General features: G+C 42.7%; 1 pseudogene. It reads right to left on the bottom strand.

Annotated features, from left to right (window positions below):
• A pseudogene (locus ACKTR2_RS10280) lies at positions 1-967 on the bottom strand (MobQ family relaxase); the annotation flags it as partial.

The raw sequence follows: 967 nt of genomic DNA, 5'->3' as shown, positions 1-967 counted from the left end.
CCCATCTTCATGCCGGTTCTGGGTTTGGTGTTGTCGTTGCTTTTTCGTCATTTCCCACTCGGTCTCTTTTAAGCCACGTAATTGCTGCTTTCTTAGATAGTCTGTGTTCTTCGCATATAAAATGGTTATTAAGGCTTCGTCCAAAATATTAGTCAGGTAGTTTTTCGGGCTAGTTGGGTAATAATTGATCGCTTGATAGCCCTTAATTTGGTCTTGCTTATATTGATCAAACCGCGTTGTCTGTTGTTTCAAACGGGCTTGCACAGTTTCAATTTGTTTGTGATCCAACTTAGGATCTTGGCCACATTCGCCGATAAACAGTTGCCGGGTGCCATCATGTTTTAAAACCCGTTGTAATCGGTGGTTCTGAATATCTTTTAATTCAATTTTACCTAACAGGTAATTCAAACCGGCTTGGTGTTGCTGACTAGTAAAGACTACCGGTGGCTGCTGTTGCAATTGACTAAGATCATCGGCGCTTAATGGCTTTAATTCTGGGTCATAGTAAACCACAGCGGTATAGATTTGCTCCTTGTCAATCGTCTCTAACTTATCGAGGTCACTGTCCGGAAAAGCAGTCGTTAGAATGCTGTCATATTGGGTTTGCACCACGGCTTTAACTTCCCGCATAACCCGTAAATCTTTCACCGCTTTAGAAATGAATTCGAGTTCGTTAGGTTCATAAGCGGCTAGCATGCCCCGATCAGTATGCTTCAAATCGTCTAACTGGTGGCCATGTTTGGCTAGTACCGTGGTTAATTGCTTCTCAATCGTCTGGACTTGCTGATTAACTAACTGCCAGCTGGTATATGGCCGCTTGGTAAACGTCAATAATTGCTGGGTTAATAAGTCGTTTCGAATATCCGCTAACCGTTCTGCCAATTCGCTACCTTTAAAAATCGTTTGTTCGCTATTAGTCTCTTTAATTAGTTCCCGTCGTTCAGCCGCGGTTGTCTGTTCAAAATCA

The organism is Furfurilactobacillus curtus, from assembly GCF_045862785.1.
GTDB classification, from domain to species: Bacteria; Bacillota; Bacilli; order Lactobacillales; family Lactobacillaceae; genus Furfurilactobacillus; species Furfurilactobacillus curtus.
Note: the sequence above shows the minus strand (reverse complement) of the source record. Positions and strands in the feature narration are given on the sequence as shown.